General features: G+C 67.9%; 16 protein-coding genes and 1 pseudogene. 8 read left to right on the top strand and 9 right to left on the bottom strand.

Annotated features, from left to right (window positions below; translation table 11 throughout):
- Positions 1-30: 30 nt before the first annotated feature.
- The 6 genes and pseudogenes from ACMVY4_RS03610 to ACMVY4_RS03585 form a co-directional block, all read right to left on the bottom strand.
- A complete protein-coding gene (locus ACMVY4_RS03610) occupies positions 31-1,647 on the bottom strand; it encodes a polysaccharide biosynthesis tyrosine autokinase (protein WP_416898830.1) in 1,617 nt (538 codons plus the stop codon).
- Between the two features lie 409 nt (positions 1,648-2,056).
- A pseudogene (locus tag ACMVY4_RS03605) lies at positions 2,057-2,203 on the bottom strand (hypothetical protein); the annotation flags it as partial.
- A gap of 538 nt (positions 2,204-2,741) precedes the next feature.
- Positions 2,742-3,818, bottom strand: a complete 1,077-nt coding sequence (locus ACMVY4_RS03600) for a polysaccharide biosynthesis/export family protein (protein WP_416898829.1) — start codon at positions 3,816-3,818, stop codon at positions 2,742-2,744.
- A 64-nt stretch (positions 3,819-3,882) separates the two neighbouring features.
- A complete protein-coding gene (locus tag ACMVY4_RS03595) occupies positions 3,883-5,292 on the bottom strand; it encodes an outer membrane beta-barrel protein (protein ID WP_416898828.1) in 1,410 nt (469 codons plus the stop codon).
- Positions 5,293-5,324: 32 nt separating this feature from the next.
- Positions 5,325-6,419, bottom strand: a complete 1,095-nt coding sequence (locus ACMVY4_RS03590) for a hypothetical protein (protein WP_416898827.1) — start codon at positions 6,417-6,419, stop codon at positions 5,325-5,327.
- A 173-nt stretch (positions 6,420-6,592) separates the two neighbouring features.
- On the bottom strand, positions 6,593-7,273 hold the full coding sequence (locus ACMVY4_RS03585; protein WP_416898826.1) for an ArsR/SmtB family transcription factor: 681 nt from the start codon (positions 7,271-7,273) through the stop codon (positions 6,593-6,595).
- A gap of 71 nt (positions 7,274-7,344) precedes the next feature.
- Here ACMVY4_RS03585 and ACMVY4_RS03580 point away from each other — a divergent pair, with 71 nt between their 5' ends.
- From ACMVY4_RS03580 to ACMVY4_RS03550, 7 genes are all read left to right on the top strand, one after another.
- Positions 7,345-7,647: an NIPSNAP family protein gene (locus ACMVY4_RS03580; protein ID WP_416898825.1), complete on the top strand. Its 303-nt coding sequence runs from the start codon at positions 7,345-7,347 to the stop codon at positions 7,645-7,647.
- A 58-nt stretch (positions 7,648-7,705) separates the two neighbouring features.
- A complete protein-coding gene (locus tag ACMVY4_RS03575; RefSeq protein ID WP_416898824.1) occupies positions 7,706-8,743 on the top strand; it encodes a nucleotidyltransferase family protein in 1,038 nt (345 codons plus the stop codon).
- Between the two features lie 75 nt (positions 8,744-8,818).
- Positions 8,819-9,607 (top strand): hypothetical protein, encoded by a 789-nt coding sequence (locus tag ACMVY4_RS03570; RefSeq protein WP_416898823.1) that lies wholly within the window; start codon positions 8,819-8,821, stop codon positions 9,605-9,607.
- Positions 9,607-13,032 (top strand): ABC transporter transmembrane domain-containing protein, encoded by a 3,426-nt coding sequence (locus ACMVY4_RS03565; RefSeq protein WP_416898822.1) that lies wholly within the window; start codon positions 9,607-9,609, stop codon positions 13,030-13,032. Before ACMVY4_RS03570 ends, ACMVY4_RS03565 begins: the two co-directional genes overlap by 1 nt.
- A gap of 81 nt (positions 13,033-13,113) precedes the next feature.
- Positions 13,114-13,485 (top strand): HlyD family efflux transporter periplasmic adaptor subunit, encoded by a 372-nt coding sequence (locus ACMVY4_RS03560; RefSeq protein WP_416898821.1) that lies wholly within the window; start codon positions 13,114-13,116, stop codon positions 13,483-13,485.
- Positions 13,486-13,840: 355 nt separating this feature from the next.
- Entirely contained in the window at positions 13,841-14,056 is a 216-nt protein-coding gene (locus tag ACMVY4_RS03555; protein WP_416898820.1) for a hypothetical protein, read from the top strand.
- Between the two features lie 153 nt (positions 14,057-14,209).
- Entirely contained in the window at positions 14,210-14,734 is a 525-nt protein-coding gene (locus ACMVY4_RS03550; RefSeq protein ID WP_416898819.1) for an invasion associated locus B family protein, read from the top strand.
- Positions 14,735-14,740: 6 nt separating this feature from the next.
- On the opposite strand, the gene ACMVY4_RS03545 is transcribed toward ACMVY4_RS03550, so the two are convergent.
- The 3 genes from ACMVY4_RS03545 to ACMVY4_RS03535 all read right to left on the bottom strand — a co-directional run bounded on the left by ACMVY4_RS03545 (position 14,741) and on the right by ACMVY4_RS03535 (position 18,267).
- On the bottom strand, positions 14,741-16,342 hold the full coding sequence (locus ACMVY4_RS03545) for an AMP-binding protein (protein WP_416898818.1): 1,602 nt from the start codon (positions 16,340-16,342) through the stop codon (positions 14,741-14,743).
- A 72-nt stretch (positions 16,343-16,414) separates the two neighbouring features.
- A complete protein-coding gene (locus ACMVY4_RS03540) occupies positions 16,415-17,209 on the bottom strand; it encodes a precorrin-6A/cobalt-precorrin-6A reductase (protein WP_416898817.1) in 795 nt (264 codons plus the stop codon).
- Positions 17,206-18,267 carry a cobalt-precorrin-5B (C(1))-methyltransferase gene (locus ACMVY4_RS03535; protein ID WP_416898816.1) on the bottom strand — a complete coding sequence of 354 codons (1,062 nt, stop codon included), beginning with the start codon at positions 18,265-18,267 and terminating at the stop codon, positions 17,206-17,208. Before ACMVY4_RS03535 ends, ACMVY4_RS03540 begins: the two co-directional genes overlap by 4 nt.
- An 88-nt stretch (positions 18,268-18,355) precedes the next feature.
- Between ACMVY4_RS03535 and trxA the strand changes: the two genes are divergently transcribed.
- Positions 18,356-19,276 carry a thioredoxin gene (gene trxA / locus ACMVY4_RS03530; RefSeq protein ID WP_416898815.1) on the top strand — a complete coding sequence of 307 codons (921 nt, stop codon included), beginning with the start codon at positions 18,356-18,358 and terminating at the stop codon, positions 19,274-19,276.
- The last annotated feature ends 187 nt before the right edge of the window (positions 19,277-19,463 follow it).

Here is a 19,463-nt window from a genome sequence, read left to right as displayed (position 1 = left end):
CCGACACTGAAGCCGGACCGACCCCGGCGTTTAGGTGCCATAATATTTGCCGTATCCGCGGTAGTAGTAGTAGCTGTCGCTGTAGTTGTACTTCTGGTGCTTGCGGATGTCGACGCGGGTCATCGCGACGCCGGCCAGGTCGCCATTGGCTTCCTGCACCTGACGGATGCCGGCCAGCACCGCCTCGCGGCGGGTCGAGCCCCAGCGCACCAGGAACACCGCCTTGTCGACATGGCGCAGCAGCACCAGCGAGTCCGAGACCGGCAGCACCGGCGGGGTGTCCAGGACGACGAAGTCGTAGCGGTCTTCCAGTTCGCGGATCAGCTGGCGCATGGCTTCCGAACCCAGCGCATCCGGCGGGTTCGGCGCCTTGGCGCCGGCGGTGATGTAGTGCAGCCCGGACTTCAGATCGATCTCGATGGCGTCTTCCAGGTCGATGGCGCCGGTCAGCACCTCGACCACGCCCCGCCCGTTCGGGACCCGCAGCGATTCGTGGACCGAGGGCTTGCGCAGGTCGCAGTCGATCAGGATCGTCCGCTGGCCGGCCTTGGCGGCGGCGCGGGCGACGGAGACCGCGGTCGAGGTCTTGCCCTCGGCCGGCACCGAGGAGGTGAAGAGCACGGATTTCGGCTGCCGGTCGATGCTGGAGAGCATCAGCGACGTCCGTATGGTCCGTATGGCTTCCGAGTAGAGCGAATTCGGCTCGTCGAGCACGAAGTCCTCCGGCGTGGTGCGGCGGCCTTCCAGCACCGACAGGCGCGGCACGATACCCAGCGCGGGCACGTAGGCCTGCTGCTGCAGTTGCTGCAGCGAGCGGAAGCCGGCGTCCATGTATTCCATCAGGAAGACCAGCATGATCGCCAGCATGGCCGCGCCGACGATTGCGGCGGCCATGGTCAGGCTCTTGCGCGGGAAGCTGGGATCCAGGGGCGTGGCGGCGCGGGAGATGACGCGGGCGTCGGCCTTCTGGGGCGCGCGCTCCTGCAGGTTGATCTCGTTGAAGCGGGCCAGCACGGTCTCGTAGAGGCGCTTGTCGGCGTCGCGCTCGGAGCGCAGGCCCTGCAGCGTCACCTCGGCGTCGGTCTGGCGGTCGATCTGGGCCTCGACGACCGCGACCTCGTTCTCCAGGTTCGCGACCTTCACGCGCGCCAGCTCCAGCGCGTTGTCCTGTCCGATGACGATCTTGTCGATCTCGCCGCGGATCTTCAGCTGCAGGTCTTCCAGCTCGGCCCGCTTCAGCAGCAGACGCGGATGACGGTCGCGCAGCTGGGTGCGCAGCTCGGCGATCTCGCGGACGACCTCGGCTTCCTGCTCGCGCAGGCGGCCGATCAGCGGCGAGTCGAGCACGGAAGCGACGGTCTCGATGCCGCCCTCTTCCTGCAGCAGGCGGCGGACCTGATTGTTGCGGGCCTCGGATTCGGCCAGTTCCTCGCGGGCGACGACCAGCTTGCGGTTCAGCTCGGCCAGCTGCTCCTCGATCAGGGTCAGGCGGTCGCCGACGCTGACGAAACCGGTCTGGCGGCTGAACTCCTCCAGCGCCTGCTCGGCGGCCTGGTACTGGGCCTTCAGCCGCTCGACCTCGTCGCGCAGGAAGCCCGACGCCTGGGTGGTGGCGTCCGACTTCTCGCTCTGGGTCGAGTTCGACATAGGCCTCGGCGAAGCTGTTGGCGATCTGCCGGGCCAGCTCGGGCTTGTCGGAGATCGCGCGGATCTGGATGGTGCGCGACCGGTCGGACGGGTCGACGCTGATGGCGTCCAGCAGGGTGCGGATCAGGTTCTGGCGCTCGAAGGCCTCACGCTCCTCGGGCGTCATGCGCTTCAGCACCGAGCGGTCCTCGGCCTGCTGGCTGCCGCCGCGGGCCAGGTTCAGCAGGCCGCGGGCGCCCTCGACCACGGGGTCGGGGAGAATGCTCTTGATGGTGGACTTCAGGCTCTGGCCGGCGGACGGCCCGCCGGTTTCCCAGTAGAGGCGCTCCGGATTATCGAACAGGCCCAGCCGGTTCGCGACTTCCTCTGCGATCTGCGAGGAGGAGATGATCTTGGCCTGGGTCTCGTTGAAGTAGAAATCGTGCTCCTGGCGGGCCTGCACGCCCTCGATGCCGGTGACGTTCTCGTCGCGGATGCCGATCACGACCTCGGAGCTGGCGGAATAGAGGGGGGTCTGGGACTGCAGCCAGAAATAGGCCATGGCGACGACAAGCATCATCACCGCGGCGACGATCCACTTCCGCCGCCAGATGATCGAGAAGACCTGCCGGAAGTTCATCATCGGCGACGTGGAATCGTTCTGGGAGATGAAGGACGGTGTATCCGCCAACTCTCCCGAACTCGCCGTATGCAGGTAACTCACATTCGCCATCGCTTCACTGCCTGAACCCGTACGCCGCGCCTGTCACTCTAGACCAATGGAACAAAACCATTAAGTTTGTCAGTCTATTGGGCGCGGTTTTTCACGTTCCTTGTTACTTTTCCGCCCCACCAATCGCTTTTTGCGGCGAGAAGGTGGGGCAACTCCAACATCTTGTGTATCGCGGAATGGCAGTGACGAAATGTCGAGGCCGCTTCCTGATACACATGGGATGTTGCAACCGGTGTGCCAGCTTTTGTGACGGGGCCACAGCGACTTAGCGAACGTGTCGCAGGTCACACCGCCGCGGCGGCCTGCCCGAACGGCACCGCCCCGGACGTCTGTCCGGGGCGGTGCCGGCTCGTCGATGACGGGGCGGGCGGCGCCCGGCCGCTCAGAACAGGCGGCGGTGCACCTCGATGGTGTCGCCGGGCAGGATGGTGGCGTCCTGGTCGGCGTCGAACTTGATCAGGTTGCCGGCAGAATCGGTGCGGAAGATCGTGATCGGCTCTTCCTTCGCGCGCCTGGTGTAGCCGCCGCCGGTTGCGATCGCCATGCGAGCGTTCAGGCCGGGCTGGTACTTGTAGGTGCCAGGGCTGCCGACCTGGCCCAGGATGAAGAAGGGCCGGTAGTTGGTGATCTCGACGGTGACCTGCGGGTTGACGAAGTATTCCTCCAGCGCGAGCCGCAGCACCTCGTTGAACTCGCCCGGCGTCATGTTCTCGGCGGTGATCTGCCCGATCAGCGGATAGGACAGTTCGCCGGCGGCGCTGATCTCGAACTCGCCGGAGATATCGTCCTGGCCAAAGACCTTGATCTGGACGCGGTCGCCCGGCCCCATCCGGTATTCCTCGAGCTTCTGCGCGACGTCGTTCGGGACGTCGTCGACGGCGAATTCGGGCCGGCCGCGGACCACGGTGCCGACCGGCGTCGGATCGTTGGAGGCGGTATTGGTGGCGGCGACGATACGCTGGCCCTGGGCGTCGCGCCGGGCCTGCTCGACCGCGGCATTTCTCGCATCGCCCTGGCCCTGGGTCAGCTGCGCGACGGCCTCGTCGGTCAGGGGTGTCGGCGTGCCGGAGGTGGCGGAGGTAGCGGATGAGGTATCGGGCGCGGCGGGCACGGGCGTCTTCACGGTGGCGGACTGGGTCACAACGGGCGCCGCCGCAGGGGCGGGGGTCACCGGCTGCGGCGCGGCGGGCGCGGGCCGTGGAGGCTGCGCGGCGGGCAGCGGCTCGGCCTGGACCGGTGTGCGGGCGACGGCCGGCGGCGGGGCGGGGGCGACGGGCTGGGCCGGAGGCGGTGTGGGGGCGACGGGCTGGGCCGGAGGCGGTGTGGGCGTCGGGGTGGCGGATGCGGCCTGGACCGGCGCGCGGCCATAGCGCCGGTCGGCGCAGCCCTGTACGGCAGCAATGGCGACCAGCAGCGTGACCGCGAGCGCCAGCTTGCCTGAAAATCTGATGTCGAACATGCCTGTGCTCCTTCCCTGCGGCCCGAAACTGCAAGCGGCCGCCGCGAATCGGTAACTCAGGCGGTCAGTATTGCAAGGTTAACGCCAGCCCGACACGGTGCTTGGCGAACTCGCGGTTGTTGTCGTTGGAGACCAGCCGGGAGAACTCCCAGAAGCCCCGCAGCCGGGAATATTCGTTCATCAGCCAGAGCAGGGCCAGTTCGGTATCGACGCTGGTCTGGGTGGTGTCGTTCTGGATGGTGTCGGCAAGCGCGATACCGAATTCGGCACTGGCGAGCAGTTCGTAGGTGATCTCCAGCTCGGTCGCCAGCTTGAAGCTGTTGGTGTTGAAGGCGACGTCGGGCACCAGCTGGTTGTTCACCGGTGTCGCACTGTTCGTCGAGGAAATGTCGCGGCTCCAGCCGGCCTTGAATGTCCAGCTGTCATGCGGGTTCCAGACCAGATCGAGTTTGGGTTCGAAGAAGAAGAAACTGTCGGAATTGCCGTCCATGGGAACGGCGTATCCGAAACCCATCCCGGCTTCGAGGAAGGTCACCGCCGAAGCATCGTAGGTCAGGCCGAAGGTGATGCCCTGCGTGTTGAAGCCGCGCGAGATGTTCGAATTGTCCAGCCGGATGAAATTCCGGCTCATGGTGAAGAACGGCTCAGCGAACAGCGTCGTGCCGCGCCATTGCTCCCATCCGATCCGGACCGTGTTTTCCCAGAGCCAGTTGTCGTTCTGGTCGTTCTCCGTCTCGCTGTTGCCGGCCGGCGTGTCGACGAAATCCTTGACCGTCATCTTGGTTTCGCCACGCAGATCCAGCTTGTCGCGTTTGTAGCGGGCGCTGATCTCGCCGAAGCTCTCGTAGAAGACCGTCGGTTCGTCGCCGCCCGTGTCGGCGTCGATGTCGCTGCGGGCCGCGGTCTTGCGCTGCCAGCCGGCGCCCAGATTGACGCTCAGATACTCACGTACATCGACGCGGCCGCCGATCTCGACGCCGTGGCGGCGGAAGCTCTCGCGGTTGTTCCTGAGGTTGCGGCCGAACTCGCCGAAACCGCGCACGAACAGTTCGTGATTGTCCCAGTTCGAATGCAGCTCCAGCTCGGGTTTCACGGTGCCGATGAAGTCCGCCACCTTGCCGTTCTTGTCGGCGAAGATGTTGTTGTCGAAGACGATGGAGGTCTCGACCTTCGGGAACAGCAGGAAGCTTTCCAGGATCTGGCCACGGCCGAGATACTTGATATCGCCCAAGAAACCGCCGGCCTCGATGCCGATGGGATCGTATTCGCGCCGCTGGCGGGTCAGGACCGCGTCCTGCTTGGCGGTGGTGAAGGGCGGATCGGGATCGGCCTGTCCGGGAATGATCGGGTTCTGAACGACCTGCGGTTTCGCCTGACCTTCGGATGAGCTGTCGGTGGCGCCCTGCGCCCATGCCGTCCCCGCGCCCGCGCCGATCAGCGCAAGGCAGAATCCGGCTCCGATCAGGCCCCTCACAAACACGCTCCCTCCGCTACCGCTCGCGCCGGTCAGTTGGGACTGACGTCGTTCAACGGTTCGACGACAGGATCAGGCAGGTCGAGCAGCTGCGCAAGCTGCTGCGGCTCGGACTCGACGACGGTGTCGGACAGCAGGGTCTGGCGCGCCGATTCCACCTCGACGGTGGCGTTGACGATATCCTCGGGGCGGGTGAACAGCACCTGCCGCGCCTGCGGCGACCCGGCGAAGACGCTCTCCTCGGTCGCCGGCTCCAGGATCACGCCGGTCAGATAGGTCTCGCGGCCCTCGACCAGATCGAAGACCAGATCCAGCTTGCCGTCCTTCACCTCGGCCTCGACGACCATGACGCCGCCGGTGGTGCGGCCCTGGGCGTTGCCGCGGCCCGCGACCTCGTCGGCAGCCTCGGCGCCGTTCTCGCCATAATAGCGGTTGGGCTCGGCCAGATAGGTCTCGTCGACCCAGTTCTTCGGGGTCTGGGCGGCGACGCGGACGCGCTCGCCATTGATCTTCAGGCCGGCGCCGTAAGGGCGTTCGGTCGCTTCCGGCACGCCGATATCGTCGGTGGTGATCATCACCCGGTATTTGCCGTTCTCGACCGGCAGGTTGACCTTGCGGATGTTGCGGATGCCGTCGCGCAGCAGCGCTTCGCCTTCCGGACGCCGCATGGCCGCCGGGTTCGGGCCCTTGATCATGTCGCTCTTGGCGGTGACCTTGGTGAAGCCGTCGCGCGTCGCGGCGTCGGGCGGGCCGAAGTCGAAGCCGATGCGCTTCTCGCCCAGCTCGAAGGTGCTGGTGACGCGGGTCTTGAAGATCTTGGCGGCGACGAAGGAGCGGCTGGCCGCGCGCGAGATGCGGTCGGCGGCCTGCTGCAGCACCTTCGGATCGGCGACCAGGTCGCTGCGCTGCAGCTCGCGGATCAGGCCGACCGCGCGCTGGGCCGCGGCGCCGGGGACGCCGCCGGCGTCGAGAAAGCGTTCGATGGCCTGCACGCCCTCGTCGCTGCCGGCGATCGCGCCGGCCAGGGCGTCGGCTCGTTCAGGCTCCTGAAGGGTCTGTGCGCCGGCCAGCAGCGGGGCGCAGGCGAGACCGGCGGTCAGGGCGAATATCCGGGACATACGTTTCATGACGTCGTTCCACTTGCAAGAATCGGGCGACGGACGTTCGTCCGCTTCTAGACCCGACCCGTTACCAAATAGTGTGCCTGCCGCCGGGCCGATACGGTCTGATTCGCCGAAACCGTGACGGATCATACAGATGTGAGACAGTCCTGTCCCGAAATGATACGTTGCAGGACGCGTCAGAGCGGGAAGAGTTGCCGGATGGCCGCGTCTCCGGTCTTCGAGATCCGGACCGCCCGGCTGTCCTTTTCGCGCATTGCCCAGCCCCGGTCCTGAAATGTGGTCAGGAATGCGGCCCCGAGTGCGCCGGCCAGATGACTGCGGCGGGCGCTCCAGTCCAGGCAGGCGCGGCAGACCGGCCGCCGACCCGCCATGAGCGGCTCCAGATCGATCCCCGCCTCCCGCACGAAGGCCGCGCCCTTCGGCGTCAGGTCGACGCTGTTGCCCGCCGTCCGGATCAGCCTGCGCTGTTCCAGGCTGTCGAACATCTGCACCGCCAGTTCGCCCGCCAGATGGTCGTAGCAGACGCGGGCGCGGCGCAGCGCCGGATCCTTCGGGCCGGTGCGCGTGCGGGTGTGGCCGCGGCGCGCGGCGATGCCCATGAGGCTTTCCAGAAGGTCGCCCACATCCTCACCGGCCAGCGAGAAGTAGCGGTGACGGCCCTGACGGACCTGTCCGACCAGACCGCCATCCTGCAGCCGCGACAGGTGGCTGCTGGCGGTCTGCGGCGTCACGCCGGCCTCGGCGGCCAGTTCGGTCGCGGTCAGCGCCTTGCCGCTCATCAGTGCGGTCAGCATGTTGGCCCGCGCCGGATCGCCGATCAGGGCGCCCAGCCGGGCGATGTCCGGACCTTCCTTCATGCTTCGATGCTAACCGAAGCATTGTTGTGCGGCAATGCGGGATCCTCCGTCCGACAGCCAAGGAGGAACCCATGCTGACCTGCGTCATCCGCTACCATATCGACCCGGTGAAGAAGGCCGAGTTCGAGCTCTACGCGAAGAACTGGAACGAGGCGATCCCGCGCTGCGGCGCCGATCTGATCGGCTATTTCGCCCCGCATGAGGGCTCGTCGACGCTGGCCTACGGCATCTACAACATCGACAGTCTGGCGGCCTACGAGGCCTACCGCGCCCGCCTCGCCGGCGACCCGCTGGGCAAGGAGAACTACCGCTTCGCCCAGACCGAACGCTTCCTGCTCCGCGAAGACCGGACCTTTCTGAAACGCGTCGGTTGACCGCGCCACGGGCGGGCCGATGATGCGGGGATGTTCAACCGCGCCCGGCCCGAATCGCATGTCCCGAATCGGCACGTCTGATCCGATCTGGTCCGCCGTGGCCGGGACTCCGGGGGGCGGCAGTCCGGATCCGGACGCGCTCGCGCGATTCGCCGATCTGGTCGGGGCGGCGGCGGTGGCGGCGCTGGTGCCCGGCGCGGAAGCCGCGCTGGACCCCGCGGCGGTGCGGCAGAGCCGTCTGCTCAACCGCTTCCGCCGTCTGCAGGGGGAGAAGTGGGCCGGCGTGATTGCCGGGGCCGGCATTCCGGTGCTGGCGATCAAGGGGCTGGCGACGGCCCGCACCGACTGGCCGGACCCCGACGCCCGCGCGGTCTCCGACGCCGACCTGCTGGTCCGGCCCGACGACCTGTCCGCCGCCCTGGACTGCCTGATGGCCGAAGGTTTCCGCTTCGCCGAGATGCCCACGCGCGGACCCTGGGGATTCGTCGGCGACGCCAGTTTCCAGCCGCTGATCGGGCCGGAGGACGGCGCCAATATCGATCTGCATGTCCAGGGCGATGCCTGGCCTTTCGAGACCGCGCTGACAGCCGCGCAGCTGCTTGAATCTGCGGTCGAGGCCGGCCCCGAGGGGCTGCTTGCGCCGGCCCCGGCCCACCGGCTGCTGATCGCCGCCAGCCATGCGGCGGGCGATCTCTTTACGGCGGATGCGGTGAAGTCCGTCGTCGACGGGCTGCTGATGCTGCGGCGGCCGGAGATGGTCGACTTCGCCGCACTGCGGGCGCTTGCAATACGCGGCCACCTCTCGAGGCCGGTCGCAAACTATCTGGCGCTGCTCGGTGCGCTGGGGGCGGAACTGGACCCGGTCCGGGCGGCGGGCTTCCGGCTGCCCGACCCGGAGAGCGGCGAACTCGGCCGCGTTGTGGCGGCGCACCGCGCCCTGTTTCCGGCGGCCGGCGAACCGGGCCTGTTCGGGCGGTTGCGGCGGGAAGCCCTGATCTGCGCCGAGCCGCGCGTGCTTCTGTGGCGCAACGGGCGGCGGATCAGTGGTATGATTCGCCCGCGCCAGGGACGGCCGGACGGACACGGGATCGTCTAGGTCTGGCACGAGGATTGCCTTGTAGAGGCCTGAATCTTTAACGATGCTTCCAGTGATTGTTGCCAGGACACCGTCATGTTTGCGTATCTGAAGGGCGAAGAGCAGGGCCTGCCCGAGAACCGTGTCGCGCCGGAGCGGCGCACGGTCGAGGTCGGCTACATCCTCGATACCGAGAAGGCGGGCTTCATCTGGGAGGCGCCGCGCCCCTGCCGTCGCAATGACAATCAGGTCCAGCACGCGAAGTCCGTCGGCGTCTGCCCGGCGGTGCTCGACTACGAGGCCCGGCTGTTCGAGGTGCTCTGCCCGATCGACGTGCATCTGCGCTTCAAGATGGACGAGAAGGGACAGCCGCAGCTGGTCAACATGGCCGGTGACCGCAGTTCGATCCGGTCCAAGCATCTCCGCCAGATGGTGGCGGTGATGCCGCGCAAGGAATGGCGGCATCAGAACCGGCCGATCATCCAGTTCATCACGCCCTACATCTTCGTCGCCGACGACGTCTGCTGGATGAACCAGATGCCGGCCTTCAACCATTACCGGGCCGAGCAGATGCCCGGCACCATGATCGGCGGCCGGCTGCCCATCCACATCTGGCCGCGGCCGATGATGTGGGCCTTCGAATGGTACGAGCCGCAGAAGGACCTGATCATCAAGCGCGGCGAGCCCTGGTTCTACTGCCGCTTCGAGACCGACGATCCGCGCCGCCCGATCCGTATGGTGCAGGCCGAGAAGACCCAGACGCTGACCGACTACATGACCGGGCTGAACAGCGTCACCAATTACGTGAACCGGACTTTCTCGCTCTTCCAGGTGGCCGAGCAGCGCCGCCCGCCGAAGCTGCTGCAGAAGAAGGTGACGGCCTGATGGCCCGTGAGGGCGAGGGCGGCGACGGCCGCGACGACGGCGAGGGCTGGTCGCAGATCGGCCGCATCCCCGTCGCGCAGCGCCCCGCCAGCGACAGCGAACGCGCCGGGATCGAGGCGGAGCGCCGCAAGCATCCCGATGGCGGCGACGGTCAGCCGCGCTCGCACCTGCATGTCGTGGCCTCGCGTGTCGCGGCGTCGAAATCCGCCGAGATCGTCGATTTCTCCGAGGACGACTGGCGCCGGGGCGAGCAGGCTGCCGACCCGACGAGCGGCGGCCTTGGCTCGTTCCGCGAGGATGGGGCGCCCGAACGGCCTGCCGCTGCGCCGGCATCCGGCGAGGAGACGCCGGCGCAACCGGCGCCGCAGCGCCGCGTCGACACCCTCCGGCGGCTGCTGATCCGCACCACCCGCGATCTCGGCCGTCCCATCGGCGCCGCCGACATCCAGGCCGCGGCGCCCGGCGCCGGCAGCCCGATGACCCTGGACGGCTTCCGGCTGGCGGCCGAGAGGCTGGGCTTTCCGGCCGCCGAACAGCGCTTCGACGCCCGCGCGCTGGAGCGGCTGAAGCCGCCCTATGCCGTCATGGACCCGGCCAACCCGATGTCGGCGCGCTCCGTCGTGCGGCGGGAAGGCTCGGGCTATCTGGTCTACGACCCCGAGACCGACGCCGCCTCGCCGATGACGGCCGAGGAAGTCTTGAAGCTCGGGACCCTGACGCTGAAGCTGAAGGAGCCCGGCGCCGCCTCGGTGAAGGAGAAGGGCTGGCGCTCGCTGGTCATCGCCAAGATGCGCGGTGTGCTGCTGGAACTGGCGGTCGCCTCGCTGCTGATCAACATCTTCGCGCTGGCCGCGCCGCTGTTCATCATGACCGTGTTCAACAAGGTCGTCGGCACCGGCGGCGGGGCCGAGGGGACGCTGTTCGCGCTCACCATCGGCATGGTCGTGATCTACATCTTCGACCTGATCCTGCGCATCGTCCGCGTCTACGTCTCCAGCCATACGGGCGCGCGCGTTGAAAGCCTGATCGGCGGCGAGCTGGTGCATCACCTGCTGCGTCTGCCCTACAAGCATTTCGAGAGCACGGCCTCCGGCGTGATTTCCGAACGCATGCGCCAACTGGACACCATCCGCTCCTTCTTCACCGGCCAGATGCCGCTGGTGATCGCGGATCTGCTGTTCGTCGGCGTGTTCCTGTTCGCGTTGTTGCTGATCGAGCCGCTGATCGCACTGATCGTGGCGGTCGCCATCCCGATCTTCGTGCTGCTCTCCGTGGCGTCCCACAAGCGCCAGAAGCAGCTGACCGAACAGAACTTCATGGGTCAGGCCGCCAAGGCCTCGGCGCTGCACGAGACCATGGCCAACGCGCTGACGGTGAAGGCGCTGGGCCTGGAATCGGAGATCGAGCGCCGCTGGGATCACCGCCTCGGCCTCTCGGCCTGGACCGGTTACCGCAGCCACAGCCTGGCCGGCATCCTCGCGGCCATCGGCCAGAACCTGCAGCAGATCCTCAGCCTGGTTGTCATCGTCACCGGCGCGCTGCTGATCATGTCCGGCGACATGTCGATCGGCGCGCTGATCGCGACCAACATCCTCGCCACCCGCGCCGTCGCGCCGATGCGTCAGGTGGTTTCGGCCTGGCATCAGGTGCAGGAAGTCCGTTCGGCCTTCCAGCGCATCGACGAGATCATGAACGAGAAGGCCGAAAGCGAGCCGGGCGAACTCAGCCCCGGTTCCCCGCTGGAAGGCAAGGTCACCTTCGAGAACGTCTCTTATCGCTACGCCGAGGATCTGCCCTTCGTCCTCAACGGCATCAGCCTGGAGATCGAATCCGGCACGGTCTTCGGCATCATCGGCCCGTCGGGGCAGGGCAAGACGACGCTGTCGAAGCTGATCCAGGGCCTGTACCAGCCCGACCACGGCCGCGTTCTGGTCGACGACACCGACATCGCCCATATCTCGCCGGCCACGCTGCGCCGCCAGATCGGCGTGGTGCCGCAGGACGTGCAGCTGTTCGCCGGCACGGTGCGCGAGAACATCGCCATGGGCGTCGATGACAAGGACCCGGCGCGCGTCGAATCGGTGGCCAAGTTCGTCGGTGCGCACGAGTTCATCCAGCGCCTGCCCAAGGGCTACGACACCATCCTGTCCGAACGCGGCGGCGGCCTGTCATCGGGCCAGCGGCAGCTGCTGGCCGTGGCCCGCGCACTGATCCGCAATCCGAAGATCCTGATCTTCGACGAGGCCACCAGCGCCCTCGATCCGGGGTCTGAGGAGCGCCTTATCCGCGCCGTCAACCGCGCCCGCCGCGGCCAGCACCATCATCCTGATCAGCCACCGCATGGCGCCGATGGCGATCGCCGACAAGGTGGCGCTGCTGCAGGAAGGCCGCATCGACCGTATCGGCCCGCCGCAGGAGGTCATCGCTTTCGCCCGCAGCCGCATGCGCGAGATGGGCCAGGCCCAGCGCGGCAAGTCCGGCGGCGGCGCATCCGGCGGCGACAGTCCGAAGGGGGCCTGAGCCCGCATGGCCCGCGACGACAGCGGCGAGCGCGGCGGCTCGCCCGGCTACCAGGAATTCCTGCCCGAAGCCCAGGCGATCAGCGAGCGCCGGCATTCGCCCATGGCGTCGATCCTGATCATGGTGATCGCCGGATTCTTCCTGGCGATCCTGCTCTGGGCCGCGCTGGCCGAGGTCGATCAGGCCGTGGTCGCGCCGGGCGAGGTGCGCCCGGGCGGGCGGGTGAAGGTCATCAACCACCCCGAAGGCGGCGCGGTCTCGGAGATTCTCGTCCGCGACGGCGATCTGGTCGATCAGGACCAGGCGCTGCTGATCCTGGACGAACGGCTGATCGGCGCCGAGGTGCGGCGGCTGCGCGGCGACCTGCTGACGCTGGAGGCGGAGCTGGCGCGGCTGGAGTCCGAGGCCGCAGGCGACCAGACCGTCCAGTTTCCCGGCTCGGTGATCTCGGAGCGGCCCGATCTGGTGGCGACTCACAGCCGGCTGTTCGAGGCGCGCCGCGACGCGCTCACTGCGCAGCGCGAGAGCGCCGACCGGGAGATCGAGCAGCGTCAGGCAGAGATCAACTCGCTGCAGGTCCGCACGCGTACCCTGACCTCCAGCGCCGAAGTCCTGCAGGAGCAGGTGACATCGCTGCAGCGGCTGACCGACAAGGGCCATTTCCCCTTCCTGCGCTTCCAGTCGGTGCAGCGGCAGCTGAACGAGACCCGCGGCGAACTGCAGGAAACCCGGCAGTCGCTGGAACTCGGCGGGGTCCGCGCTGTCCGCCGCGCGCTCCCGCCGCCGCGAGATCGACGACACGGCGCGCTCCGAGGTGCTGGCGCGGCTGGCCGAGGTCCGCGGCGCCCGCGACCGCACCGCTGCGGCGCTGGAGCAGGCTGAGACGCGGCAGGACAGCACCGTGATCCGCAGCCCCGTGCGTGGCTATGTGCAGAATCTGGCGGTCAACAATCCCGGCCAGGCGGTGCTGGCCGAACGAGCCGCTGATGTCGGTGGTGCCCGAATCGGATGAGCTGGTCATCGAGGCGCGGGTCGCCAACCGCGACATCGCCGCGGTCGAGGTCGGCCAGCCCGCAGCTGTGAAGGTCCGCGCCTACGACTTCATCAAGTATGGCAGCCTGGAAGGGACGGTCGAGCGCGTCGCCCGCGACGCCAACCGCGACCAGGAGACGGGGCAGGTCTTCTTCACGGTCGAGATCCGGACGTCGAAAAGCTATCTCGGCGATGCGCCGGGGCAGAATCCGGTCCGGCCGGGCATGCAGGTCGATGCCGAGATGAAGGCCGGCTCCCGGTCCGTGCTGTCCTTCCTGACCGACCGCGTGATCGGCACTTCCGACGAGGCCTTCCGCCAGCGATAGAGTCGGCCTGCTAAAAAATGCGAACCGTTCGCAATTTCTTTCTTGCGAATGATACGCAATAACACTACACAGGACTCACCGGGCCGCGGCTGAGTTCGATCCTCCTCCCGAAGATCCCCAACCCCGAGGGAGCGGCGCTGCGGTTGGGGGCTGGCTTGACCCCATGGGCCAGCCCCCACTTCCGGTCCTTTCCGGATCACCGCCAAGCTATGCATTCCTTGCAATGCTGCACGTGCGAACACTATATTGCCGCGTTGCGAAACACTCCTATTTTCCCAGTCAGACAACAGGCCCGGAAGAGGCCGTCCGACGGGAGGTCTGAGAGCCTGAACGGATTTGGCAGAGGACCTTGATCATGCATTACGACCCCATTCGCGAACGTCATACCGCTGACTACGCTTCCATCGCCCACGGCATGCCGGAATACCGCGTGCTGTCCTTCGGCGAGATCGACCACGGCATCGCCATGGCCCGCCGCGAGCAGGCCCGGCTTTTCGCCGCCTGGATGCGCGCCGCCGCTCGCCGCATCGCCGGCCTCTTCACTTCGAAGGACAGCCGCGCCGTCTCCTGACCCGGCACTTACCTTCCGAACCGTTACCGCCCCGGCCATCGCGCCGGGGCGTTGCGTTTGTGACCGGTGGCGGTTGAAGAAATCCGCGTGGCGGGCGATATGGGGCCTGTGGGCGCGGCGGCCAGGGCCTCAACGGGAATGGAGAGTGTGCCGATGGTTTCCGCAGTCCGAACCGCCGTCCTTGCGGCGGGTCTCGCATGTCTCGCCGCATTCCCGGTCATGGCGCAGACCCAGGGCGGCGCCGGATCTCCCGTCGAGGTCGTCGCCAAGCACGGGGCCTGGGAACAGCGCTGCGTGAGTTCGGCCAATGCCGGCCGCAAATGCGTCCTGCTGCAGGTCGCGACGGCGACCGAGAACGACAAGGTTTCCGCCGCCATGACGGTCGCCCGCGGCGGCGAGGGCGGCCAGCAGTTCGTCGCCCGCTTCGAGGTGCCGATCGGCGTCTACCTGCCGGGCGGCCTGAGCCTGAATATCGACGGGCGCGACTTCGGCGCCATCCCTTACCAGACCTGCTACCCCGACCGCTGCGCAGCCATTGCGATGCTGTCGGAGGAACATGTCACGGCGCTCAAGGCGGGCGCGCGGGCGGTGCTGACGCTCTACGCCAATCCCAAGACGCCGCTGACCGTCCCGATCTCGCTCAGCGGGATCACCGCCGGGATGGGCGCGCTGGGCTGACCGGCCCTATTCCTTCCGCAGGATGAACCGCTGGATCTTGCCGCTCGGTGTCTTCGGCAGGGCGTCGGGAAAGGCGACTTCCCGCGGGAAGGCATGTTTCCCGAGCCGCGTGCGGACGTGCTGGCGCAGTTCCTCGGCCAGGTCGTCATTGCCGTCGTAACCGGGCTGCAGGATCACGAAGGCCTTCACGATCTCGCCGCGTTCCGGGTCGGGTTTGCCGACGACGGCGCTCTCGGCCACGGCATCGTGCTCCAGCAGCGCACTTTCCACATCGAAGGGCCCGATCCGGTAGCCCGATGAGGTGATCACGTCGTCGGACCGGCCGACGAAGCTGATGGAGCCGTCCGCGTTCTCCTCGACCGTGTCGCCGGTCAGATACCAGTCGCCGACCCAGTCCTGCCCCTCGCGCCCGAGATAGCCGTCGAAAAAGAACATGGGCGAATCGGGCCGGTGCACGGCCAGGATGCCCTGATCGCCCTGTTTCACCGGCTCGCCCTGTTCTGTGACCACGCCGAGGCGGAAGCCGGGCATCGGCAGGCCGGCCGAGCCTTCCCGCACCGGGTGCTTCAGGCCGTGATGATTGGCCAGCACCATGCCGCATTCGGTCTGTCCGTACTGGTCGTAGAGATTGCAGCCGATATGGTCGCGGAACCAGCGCATCACTTCCGGGTTCAGCGGTTCGCCGGCGCTGGAGGCGACGCGGAGATTGTCCGCAAGCGGCTTCGACGCCGCCGGTCCGGCTGCGATCAGCATGCGGTAGGCGGTCGGCGCGCCGGCGAAGTTGGTGACCTTCAGCTTCTCCACGACGCGGGCCGTGCTTTCCACGGTGAAGCCGCCGTCGTAGAGCGTCGTCTGGTGCCCGATCAGCAACGGCCCGGTGACGGCGTAGTAGAGGCCGTAGGCCCAGCCCGGATCGGCGATGTTCCAGAAAACGTCGTCGTCGCGGACTTCCAGCACGTGGCGCATGTAGATATCGAAGGCGAGCAGCGCGCGCAGCGGGATCTGCAGCAGCTTCGGCAGGCCGGTCGTGCCCGATGTCGCCATCATCAGCATGCCGTCATCGCCCTGCCGCATGACCGGCGCGAAGGTGTCGCTCTCATTGTCGGCCAGCAGGTTGAAGTCGATCTCGTCGCCATGTCCGCCGACGGTCGTGATCATGGTCGTCACGTCCAGGCCGTCGAGCTTCGGCCGGTTGGCGATGTCGGTGATCACCACCTTTGCGTCCGACGAAGTCAGCCGGTGCTCGATCGCCTTCGGCCCGAAGGCCGTGAACAGCGGCTGGTAGACCGCCCCGCAGCGCCAGGCGCCCAGAATGAAGGCGACAAGCTCGGGGATGCGCGGCAGCAGGCCGGAGACCCGGTCGCCGGGCTGGACACCGAAACGGACCAGCAGGTTCGCCACCTGCGCCGACCGCTTCTGCAGGTCCTCGAAGGTCAGGCTGCGGCTGCTGCCGTCCTCGCCTTCCCAGTTCAGCGCGACCCGGTCCTCCCCGACATGCCGGTCGCAGCACTCGATGCAGGCGTTGATGTCCTGCCCCAGGTCCCCGTGAAGGGTCTGCGCCAGCACCGCGGGATCGAAATCTGCGCAGAACTGCCTGTAGTCGGTCACCTTGCATCCTCCCCGAAGCGCCCGGTTTTGGCGGCAGAGTGAAGCGCCCGTCATCGCCGTGTCAACGAAGCTTCACCCCTCGCGCCGGCGACGCAGGCACCAGTCGAGCGCCGCTTCTGCCGTCGGGACGATCTCGCCCGGCGGCGGGGGCGGCCGGTCGATGACGATGGTCCGGACGCCGAGCTGCGCCGCCGCGTCCAGCTTCGTCTGACCGCTCCGACCGCCGGAATTGCGGCAGACGAGGTGGGTGATCCGATGGCGGCGCATTAGTCCGGTCTCTTCAGCGACCGTTCCGGGATGGCCCTTGATGAAGGTGAAGCGCGCTACCCTTCTGCTGTCCTCGGGCTTGACCCGAGGACCTTGTCGTCCCGTTTGCGCCGAGGCCCCCGGATCAAGTCCGGGGGCGACAGCCGGTGATGGCGCATCCACGCTCCGGACCAGCATCTGCGCCGGATGATCGGCGAACGCCTGCAGATGCCGCTGGCCGAGCGCCAGGAAGGCGCGGGCGTCGGCGGGCAGGGCGCGCGCGGCCTCGGCGAGCGAGCCGCAGACGGTCCAGCCGGGCCGGGGCGTCCATGCGGGCCGGATGACATGCAGCACGGGGATGGCCTGCGCCGATGCATGGGCCTTCATCTGCGCGGCGAAGGGATGGGTGGCGTCCACCAGAAGGTCGATCCCGCGGGCGGCGATGAAGTCCCGCAGCCCGCCCGCACCGCCGAAGCCACCGCTTTGGGTCTCGACGCCCAGATCGGCAGGCGTTTCCGTCGCGCCGGCCAGCGAGGCGATGACCTTGAAGCGGCCATCCTGCGAAAGCCCCGTCGCGATGGCGCGCGCCTCCGCCGTCCCGGCGAGCAGCAGCACCTTCATCCGGCTTCCGCCACGATCCGGCCCTGACGGTCGGTGATCATGATCCCGACGGCGACGCCGCTGCCGTCAAGCTGCGCTTCGGCCCGTTCCTGCGCCCGGGCGGCGACCATCCCGGCCAGATCGATGCCGGCCTCGGTGGCGAGGTCCAGCGCATGCTTGGCGGTCGAGGCCCGGCCGATTTCTGCCGACCCTGCGAGTCTTGCCAATGCCGCGATATCCACCTGGCTGCGGCCGGAATGCAGGTCGTTGGCGCCCTGCGCGAACTTGGTCATCTTGGCGAAGCCGCCGGCGATGGTCAGACGCGGCACGGGATGCGTCTTCAGATATTTCAGCGTCCCGCCGATGAAGTCGCCCATGTCCAGCACGTGCTCCTCGGCGAGACCGTACTTCGCCCGGACCGCGGCCTCCGAGGTGGAGCCGGTGGCGGCGGCGACATGCGTGAAACCATTCGCGACGGCGACGTCGATCCCGCGATGGATCGAGGCGATCCAGGCCGAGCAGGAGAAGGGCTTCACGATGCCGGTCGTCCCCAGAATCGAGAGGCCGCCGACGATGCCCAGCCGCCCGTTCCAGGTCTTCTCGGCCAGTTCCTCGCCGCCGGGCACCGAGATCTCGATCTCCAGATCGCCCGGGACGCCGAGCGCGCTGGCGGTCTCGAAGACCGCCGCCCGCATCATGTCGCGGGGGACGGGATTGATCGCCGGCTCGCCCGGCGGCAATGGCAGGCCGGGTTTCGTCACCGTCCCGACGCCCGGCCCGGCGCGGAACCGCACGCCCGAGCCTTCCGGCAGGCGGCGGACGGTGGCGACGATCAGTGCGCCGTGGGTGACGTCCGGGTCGTCGCCCGCATCCTTGACCACGCCGGCCGAGACACTGTCCTCGGCAAACCCCTGAAAGGCGATACTGAAGACGGGCGTCTGGCCGCGCGGCAGGGTGATCGTGACCGACTCCGGGCACTGTCCGGTCACCAGCGCGGTGAAGGCCGCCTTCGACGCTGCGGTGGCGCAGGCGCCGGTCGTCCATCCGGTCCTGAGCGGTCTGTCCTCGCCCTCGCGCATGTCAGGAACTGTGGCCCCTCCGTTGCCCTTGCCGCCCGGACGTTCTACATGACGCGGACGCGAACAATCCTGAAGGGGACGGACGGGTATGGAAACGATTATTGGCGGCGCGGAAGCGGGCGGCGCTCCCGCGGACCTGATCAAGGACAGCGACATGCAGACCTTCATGGCCGATGTCGTCGATGCCTCCCGCGAGCAGCCCGTGCTGGTGGATTTCTGGGCGCCGTGGTGCGGGCCGTGCAAGCAGCTGACGCCGATCCTGGAGAAGGTCGTCACTCAGGCCGGCGGCAAGGTGAAGCTGGTGAAGGTCAATATCGACGAGAACCAGCAGATCGCGCAGCAGATGCGCATCCAGTCGATCCCGGCCGTGTTCGCCTTCAAGGACGGTCAGCCTGTGGACGGCTTCATGGGCGCGCTGCCCGAGAGCCAGGTGCGCGAGTTCATCGACCGCGTCGCCGGCGGCATCGGCCCCAGCCCGGCCGACGAGATCATCGAGGCGGCCCGGCAGGCCGTCGAGGCCGGCGATCACGCCCGCGCGGCGCAGGCCTGGGCGGCGCTGCTGGAGGAAGACCCGGAGAGCCCCGAGGGCTTCGGCGGACTGGCGCGCGCCTATATCGAACTGGGCGAACTGGAGGCGGCGGAGCAGGTGCTGGATCAGGCGCCGGCCTCGATCGCCAACCATGCCGAGGTCAGCGGCGCCCGCGCCGCGCTGGATCTGGCGAAGAACGCGGCCGATCCGGGCGCGTCGGAAGACGTCACGCGGCTTGAGGGCGAACTTGAGACCGATCCGTCGAGTTCGGATGTCCGCTTCCAGCTGGCCGAGGCGTTGCTGGCGGTGAACCGGAAGGAAGACGCCGCCGCGCATCTGCTGCACATCGTCGAGCACGACCGCGAGTGGAACGAGGACGGCGCGCGCAAGAAGCTGCTGCAGCTCTTCGAGGCCTGGGGCCCGAAGGACCCGCTGGTCAAGCCGACCCGCCGCAAGCTCTCGGCCATGCTGCTGAGCTGAGGCTCCTCCACGTTCGATCCGAAGCGGTCATGCCGGACTATCACGGGTATCCGGCCACAATGACCTTTCTGCGAAGCCGCTCCGGACCCCCGAGTGACCCTTCGGGCCATCGGGGGTGACCAGACAGGCACAGGCGGCCAAGGAAGCTGGTCATGCCCGCCTTGCGCGGGCATCCGGTCTAACGATG

This window comes from Minwuia sp., from assembly GCF_048007105.1.
In the GTDB taxonomy this organism is placed as follows: domain Bacteria; phylum Pseudomonadota; class Alphaproteobacteria; order Minwuiales; family Minwuiaceae; genus Minwuia.
This window is presented reverse-complemented; position numbering and strand designations above follow the sequence as displayed.